Source organism: Sporosarcina pasadenensis (genome assembly GCF_047228845.1).
Lineage (GTDB): Bacteria > Bacillota > Bacilli > Bacillales_A > Planococcaceae > Sporosarcina.
The window spans coordinates 213,825-220,552 of sequence record NZ_JBFEGM010000007.1 but is presented as its reverse complement, the minus strand read 5'-3'; the positions used below and the strand labels follow the sequence as shown (position 1 = coordinate 220,552).

At 41.9% G+C, this 6,728-nt stretch carries 3 protein-coding genes, 12 tRNA genes and 1 rRNA gene; all 16 read left to right on the top strand.

The window, feature by feature from the left end; all coding sequences use genetic code 11:
• Nucleotides 1-39: 39 nt before the first annotated feature.
• The 16 genes from rrf to AB1K89_RS11780 all read left to right on the top strand — a co-directional run bounded on the left by rrf (nucleotide 40) and on the right by AB1K89_RS11780 (nucleotide 6,572).
• Nucleotides 40-155 (top strand): 5S ribosomal RNA (gene rrf / locus AB1K89_RS11855).
• Between the two features lie 101 nt (nucleotides 156-256).
• Nucleotides 257-332, top strand: a tRNA-Val gene (locus AB1K89_RS11850).
• A 22-nt stretch (nucleotides 333-354) separates the two neighbouring features.
• Nucleotides 355-430: transfer RNA gene (locus tag AB1K89_RS11845), tRNA-Thr, on the top strand.
• Nucleotides 431-437: 7 nt separating this feature from the next.
• Nucleotides 438-513, top strand: a tRNA-Lys gene (locus AB1K89_RS11840).
• 23 nt (nucleotides 514-536) lie between these two features.
• A tRNA-Ser gene (locus AB1K89_RS11835) sits at nucleotides 537-629 on the top strand.
• 196 nt (nucleotides 630-825) lie between these two features.
• Nucleotides 826-900, top strand: a tRNA-Met gene (locus AB1K89_RS11830).
• Between the two features lie 3 nt (nucleotides 901-903).
• Nucleotides 904-979, top strand: a tRNA-Asp gene (locus AB1K89_RS11825).
• 25 nt (nucleotides 980-1,004) lie between these two features.
• Nucleotides 1,005-1,080: transfer RNA gene (locus tag AB1K89_RS11820), tRNA-Phe, on the top strand.
• A 6-nt stretch (nucleotides 1,081-1,086) separates the two neighbouring features.
• Nucleotides 1,087-1,160: transfer RNA gene (locus AB1K89_RS11815), tRNA-Gly, on the top strand.
• Between the two features lies 1 nt (nucleotide 1,161).
• Nucleotides 1,162-1,238, top strand: a tRNA-Ile gene (locus tag AB1K89_RS11810).
• A 1-nt stretch (nucleotide 1,239) separates the two neighbouring features.
• Nucleotides 1,240-1,314: transfer RNA gene (locus AB1K89_RS11805), tRNA-Asn, on the top strand.
• 7 nt (nucleotides 1,315-1,321) lie between these two features.
• Nucleotides 1,322-1,412, top strand: a tRNA-Ser gene (locus AB1K89_RS11800).
• Between the two features lie 7 nt (nucleotides 1,413-1,419).
• Nucleotides 1,420-1,491: transfer RNA gene (locus tag AB1K89_RS11795), tRNA-Glu, on the top strand.
• A gap of 107 nt (nucleotides 1,492-1,598) precedes the next feature.
• On the top strand, nucleotides 1,599-3,722 hold the full coding sequence (locus tag AB1K89_RS11790; protein WP_413054925.1) for a transglycosylase domain-containing protein: 2,124 nt from the start codon (nucleotides 1,599-1,601) through the stop codon (nucleotides 3,720-3,722).
• Nucleotides 3,723-3,938: 216 nt separating this feature from the next.
• Nucleotides 3,939-5,117: an AAA family ATPase gene (locus tag AB1K89_RS11785; RefSeq protein WP_413054919.1), complete on the top strand. Its 1,179-nt coding sequence runs from the start codon at nucleotides 3,939-3,941 to the stop codon at nucleotides 5,115-5,117.
• A 15-nt stretch (nucleotides 5,118-5,132) separates the two neighbouring features.
• The gene (locus AB1K89_RS11780; protein ID WP_413054918.1) at nucleotides 5,133-6,572 is read left to right on the top strand and encodes a vWA domain-containing protein; all 1,440 of its coding nucleotides are present in this window, start codon (nucleotides 5,133-5,135) and stop codon (nucleotides 6,570-6,572) included.
• Nucleotides 6,573-6,728 lie beyond the last annotated feature (156 nt).

Here is a 6,728-nt window from a genome sequence, read left to right as displayed (position 1 = left end):
TTATCCGGTTTTGAACGAACAAGCATCGTTCATACATAGTCTGGTGACGAAGGCGAAGAGGTCACACCCGTTCCCATACCGAACACGGAAGTTAAGCTCTTCAGCGCCGATGGTAGTAGGGGGCTTCCCCCTGTGAGAGTAGGACGTCGCCGGGCCAGCCATTTTCATTACATAAGAAAGAAGCGTTCAAGCATACGTGACTGACTGAACTAGTGAAGATGACACAGTAGTGCGAAGTCTATTGCATTTTTAACATGGAGGATTAGCTCAGCTGGGAGAGCACCTGCCTTACAAGCAGGGGGTCGGCGGTTCGAACCCGTCATCCTCCACCATACATACTAATACTAATGATTTGCCGGTGTAGCTCAGTTGGTAGAGCAACTGACTTGTAATCAGTAGGTCGTGGGTTCGACTCCTATCGCCGGCACCATTTTTATGAGCCATTAGCTCAGTCGGTAGAGCATCTGACTTTTAATCAGAGGGTCGCAGGTTCGAATCCTGCATGGCTCACCATTACCAGTAACTATGTTTTTCGTGGAGGAATACCCAAGCCTGGCTGAAGGGATCGGTCTTGAAAACCGACAGGGGTGTTAAAGCCCGCGGGGGTTCGAATCCCTCTTCCTCCGCCATTTTTTTGAAAAACAACAATAATGGTATGAAAACTGATTATGTAGGATTTAGAGTTCCTACTACTAACATTATCGCGGGGTGGAGCAAATCACATCACACCGAATGTGATTTGTGTAATTTCCTAAAAGGAAATTACAACAAAGTCCCACAGCAAACTGAATGCGTAGGATTTAAAATTCCTACTACTAACATTATCGCGGGGTGGAGCAGTGGTAGCTCGTCGGGCTCATAACCCGAAGGTCGCAGGTTCAAATCCTGCCCCCGCAACCAAATGGTCCCGTGGTGTAGCGGTTAACATGCCTGCCTGTCACGCAGGAGATCGCCGGTTCGATCCCGGTCGGGACCGCCATTTCTTAACTATTACATATATATGTGGCTCAGTAGCTCAGTCGGTAGAGCAAAGGACTGAAAATCCTTGTGTCGGCGGTTCGATTCCGTCCTGAGCCACCATTCTTTGCGGGTGTAGTTTAGTGGTAAAACCTCAGCCTTCCAAGCTGATGATGAGGGTTCGATTCCCTTCACCCGCTCCATGGGCCTATAGCTCAGCTGGTTAGAGCGCACGCCTGATAAGCGTGAGGTCGGTGGTTCGAGTCCACTTAGGCCCACCATTCCGCAGTAGCTCAGTGGTAGAGCAATCGGCTGTTAACCGATCGGTCGTAGGTTCGAATCCTACCTGCGGAGCCAATAACTTGGGGAAGTACTCAAGTGGCTCAAGAGGTGCCCCTGCTAAGGGCATAGATCGCGTAAGCGGTGCGAGGGTTCGAATCCCTCCTTCTCCGCCATAAGTTCGGCCCCTTGGTCAAGCGGTTAAGACACCGCCCTTTCACGGCGGTAACACGGGTTCGAATCCCGTAGGGGTCATACAAGAAAAAAATCCTATCAAGTTATTTATAAACTTGATAGGATTTTTTCTGTTTTATTAAACTCTGTAATCTGTGATTGAAGAAGGTGGGATTCATTTGAGTAGAATGGAACGTAGGAAGCAGCAAAAACAATTAAATAGAGGGAAGAAATGGTTTGCCTTAAAAAAACCTATCCGAATCCTATTATTCGGAATGGTAGTAGTGGCGATTTGTGGTTTGGTCATGGTGAATTTATTAATTTCCTCAAGTGATGTTAGTAAACTAGAAGAACCTGAACCGAGACCGACGTTAATTTACGATCAAAACGGAGAGATTGTTAGTAAAATTTCGAATTCCAATATTGAAGGTGTACGTTTAGACCAAATCCCAAAAGAGCTAATTGAAGCAGTAATCTCTGTTGAGGATCAACAGTTTTACAAACATGGTGGGATTAATTATTTCGGGATTGCGCGGGCATTTACTCAAAACACGTTAAAAGGTGAAGTTGTTGCTGGGGGAAGTACAATCACTCAACAGCTTTCAAAAAATGTATTTTTAACGCAGGAACGTACATACTCTCGTAAATTCAAGGAATTGCTTATCGCGAAGAAAATTGAGCGAACGTATTCAAAAGATGACATTATGGAACGCTACCTGAATCAAATCTATTTTGGCGAAGGGGCATGGGGTGTTCAACGAGCCGCGGAAGTCTATTTTGGCAAAGATGTAAGTGAATTAACGTTAAGCGAATCTGCTACATTAGCAGGATTGATTAAAGCACCTACTCATTTATCTCCTTATAAAAACTTGGAGAAGTCGGTGGAACGACGCAACATTGTTTTATCATTAATGAAAAATGAAGAGTATATAAGTCAAGCGGAGTTCGAGGAAGCGATCGGACAAGAAATTGTGTTAGCCGATTCAACAATGCCGAATTATAAAGGCAAATATCCATATTATATTGACTACATTATCGACGAGGCTGTCAACAAGTACGATCTAACGAAAAATGAAGTGCTATCTGGGGGACTCCATATTTATACAGAGTTAAATCCCGTCATCCAAGATGCCCTTGAAGAAGTCTATCAAGATGATCGCTATTTTCCAGAGAGTAAGCCCAATCAACTCATTCAAAGCGGTTCGGTCTTCTTGAATCCTAAAACGGGTGGGATTAGTGCCTTGGTTGGGGGCAGGGGAGAATATACGTATGGACGTTTTAATAATGCGACCCAGCTCGTCAGACAACCGGGATCGACCTTGAAACCACTTGTATACACTGCAGCGCTCGAGCAAGGTTATCAAATTTCGGATATGCTCGTTGACGAACCGATTAACATTAATGGATATTCACCGAAAAATTTCGATCATAAATTCAGAGGGCAAGTGACAATGTACGATGCAGTCACTCAATCGTATAATATCCCTCCCGTCTGGCTCTTGAATAACATCGGAATTGAAACTGGAGTGCGTACGGTAGAGCGGTTCGGCATCCAATTGGAAGAACAAGACCATAATCTTGGCCTGGCACTAGGAGGCTTGCACAAAGGTACTTCACCCCTGCGAATGGCTCAAGCTTTTTCCGCATTTGCGAATGATGGGGTCATGATGGAAGCCCATGCTATTGTAGAAATAAAGGATTCAGAAGGCGAAGTCATTGGAAAATGGCGTGAACAATCCGTAGAAGTTACAGAAGCGGAAGTTGCCCAGCAAATGACCTATATGCTGCAAGGTGCAGTCGAAGTTGGTACTGCTCAGAAAGCTCAAATATCAGGGATGGAAGTTGCCGGTAAAACAGGCACCACTCAGCTGCCAATCACTGGTGTCGATGGATCAAAGGATCATTGGTTTGTTGGATATACTCCAGACATCGTGGGGGCAGTTTGGTTAGGCTATGATAAAACGGATTCCGAACATTACTTAACATCGACTAGTAGTTTCACAGTGCCGCCAATTTTCGGGCAAGTCCTATCAAAATCGATCAGTGAATTACCTACGAAGAAATTTGATTTACCATTAATCGCGAAAAAGCAAAAAGAGCTAGAGGAACAGAAAGAAAAGTTGAAGAAGAAAGAGCAAAAACAAGAAAAAGAGAAAAGGAACCAGGAGAAGAAAAAAGAGAAAGAACGGAAAAAAAGAGAGAAGAAAGACGAGAAGGAAAGAGAGAAGAGAGAGAAGAAAAAAGAGAAAGATAAGAAGAAAAGAGAAAAAGAAAAAGAGAAAAAACATAAGTGGAAAGAACATGATGATTGAACGGTCGATTTAAGACTTTCTTAAAGAAAAAGCGCTTAAACGTTATTATACCAACGTTTAAGCGCTTTTTTTATGCTGTCTATGATGAAAATTTTGTCGTCGACAGATTAAAATGACCCAGTATCCTTCAAACTGTAATGTAAAGAAATTATCTTTCTGAGGAGAATAGGAAATTTCCTTTATTTTATTACATTACAAAGTAAGGAGTTATATACAATGACCATTGCTCATTTGACAAAGTTAGAGGAAATTAGACTGGCACTCAATGCGAAGTATTTTGAACGGGAGAACGAGGTTGAGGGGATTCTTGTCGCTCTGCTCTCGAGACAACATATGCTCATGATTGGACCTGCCGGAACTGCGAAATCTGCATTGGCAATTGAGTTAGCTAAAATCGTACAAGGAACAGAATACTTCCAATGGTTATTAACGAGGTTCAGTACACCAGAAGAAGTGTTTGGACCGTTGTCATTAAAAGACCTTGAAAAAGGAATATACAAGCGAAACACAAGAACTAAAATGCCAGAAGCGAATCTTGTTTTCCTGGATGAGATATTTAAAGCGAATTCGGCAATCTTGAATAGTTTACTGACACTTATAAACGAACGGATCTTTTATAATAACGGAACGCCAGTAAAAGCTCCTTTACTATCGGTTATTGGAGCTTCAAACGAATATCCTGAAGAAGGGGAAGGGCTGGAAGCTCTTTTCGACAGGTTCTTACTTCGGTTCGAGCTAGATTACATTGCCGATGAAACAAATTTTATTTCCATGATGAAGGGAACCGCTCAGGGTCTCGTCATGCCTTCCATGACGATGGAAGAATTACTTCAACTTCAGTTTTTAACGGACATTGTACCAATTCCGGACGACGTGTATGAAAAACTTTCGGAAATCCGCAATGAATTACGTGACGAAGGGATACGCCCTTCTGATAGGCGGTTTAAACAGTCTCTATCGATACTACAAGCGAAGGCGTTACTAAGCCAAAGGCAGGATGTGAAGGTATCTGATATTGTCATCCTTGAAAATGTGCTTTGGGAAACGGTGGACCAAAAAGATGCTGTATCTTCCATTATTCGCAATCATGCACAAGATGCTGTTACGCAAATTCTCTCTTCCATACAAAATGAAGCAAATGAAGTGTTCTACTCCATACTGCAGGACCAAACACCTGAGGCTGGAATGGAGGCGACTCAAAAAATGAAAGCCTTAGTGGCTGATTTGAACAAGCTCAAAAGTGACTATCATAGTCGGAATGCTGATATTGACACCTTACTTGATAAAGTGACCTCGATGGAACATGAGATCTTGAATAAAATATTAGAGCCGTGGTATTTTGAATCTCGAACTGAAAAGAAGGGATCCAACACTAGCACCTTTTTTAAAATGTGACAGGGAGTGTTCTTTGTGAAGAGACGTAAAAGTCACAATGCCAATCGATCAGTATTGAATACTGACGCATTCGATAAAAGACGTTTCAGAGAAATTTTTGAAATGTCATCGGGTCTACAAAGATTAAGAGGCGAAGGTGAGCTGCCGATGTTCGAGTCATTGCTCGCTGACATCTGGGCATCCTTATATAAGATGAAACCTGAAATTACCGGACAAGTAGACATTGATCTAGAGGTTAATAAGTCACTGATGGAAAGAATCATGGCGGAAGAAAGCTTTGTAACCTTTCGCAGCTTCACTCGTTTAGATGATTTGTCGTCAGCTATCGGCACGGTGAAGTTCGGAGAGAAGACGAACCAATGGCTCGCTGAGCAAAAAAAGGACGATGAAGACTTACAAAAGCAGTTAGAGGGAATTCTCGAAATGCATAGGCAACTTCGAAGGCACGATTGGCAAGAAGAGACTAGAAGTGAAAGCCACGAAACTGATGAGAATTTTACAGAATTGATGACTAAACTTGATGAGAAATTGCAACAGATACTTCGTATCAACAGTGAGAGTTTTTCGCAAGCAATGGTACAAGCCATTCAGGAAACAAAGCAGGTGAAGGATGGTCTCATATCGTTACTTGGCGGCATTAGATCGGGCAGAGGAGATGGAGACCTGAAAAAGGTTCCTTTACGAGACCAAATCTCATTAGCGGAAAAAATTGCTTCTAATAAAAAGATGAAAGAAATTGCGGAATGGGCAGGTCGGTTCAAACAGGTAGCCCGTAAAAAGCAGAAGACGAAATATAATGAGGCAGTCAATAGAAGTGGAGTCACAATTGGCACCGATATTGAACGGCTGTTGCCAATAGAGCTAGGATTGTACACGCATCCAACAACTAAGAACGACTTTCTCCGTAGGTTTATTGAAGGACAGACAATGATGTATGTACAGGAGGGAAGGGAGGTACTTGGGAAAGGACCAATCATTCTTTGCTTGGATCAGTCAAGTAGTATGCGAAGCCACGATACTCAAGCTAAAGGGTTTACATTAGCCCTTATGTCGATTGCTAGAAGACAGAGAAGGGATTTTTGTTTGATCTTATTTTCAACTCATATACAAGTCTTTAAATATGAAAAAGGAAAAGTAAAGAGCTCGGATTTGGTGAATTTGGCACAAATATTCCTAAGTGGTGGAACGAATTTTGCCCTACCTCTAAGTAGATCACTAAGCGTAATTAATGAAAGCCGTTTTAAAGAAGCGGATGTTATATTTGTTACAGACGGTGAGGACGAGATAAATGATTCATTTCTTGAAGAGTTCAATAAGAAGAAAAAAGAGAAAGCCTTTAATGTCCTGTCCTTTATTTTAGGTGGCCACGTAAATACAGTGGAATTGTTTTCGGATAAAGTTGTCATTATGAAAGATTTCGAAGACGAGAGTAGTTATGCTGCATTTGAAATTTAACTTAGAAGATGACCTTAAATGTTGTAATTCAACGTTTACGGTCATCTTTTTTTGGGGGGTGAAGAGTGTAAACTCTATTCATTCTGAATATAGAATTAAATTAATAATAAATTACTAGGGAAAAAAAGTTATTTTCACCAATATATTATTGTACTA

What these genes read in the sequence shown, in the direction of transcription:
- AB1K89_RS11790 (WP_413054925.1), top strand. Translation starts at nt 1,599, where the DNA reads ATGGAACGTAGGAAGCAGCAAAAACAATTAAATAGAGGGAAGAAATGG.
- AB1K89_RS11785 (WP_413054919.1), top strand. Translation starts at nt 3,939, where the DNA reads ATGACCATTGCTCATTTGACAAAGTTAGAGGAAATTAGACTGGCACTC.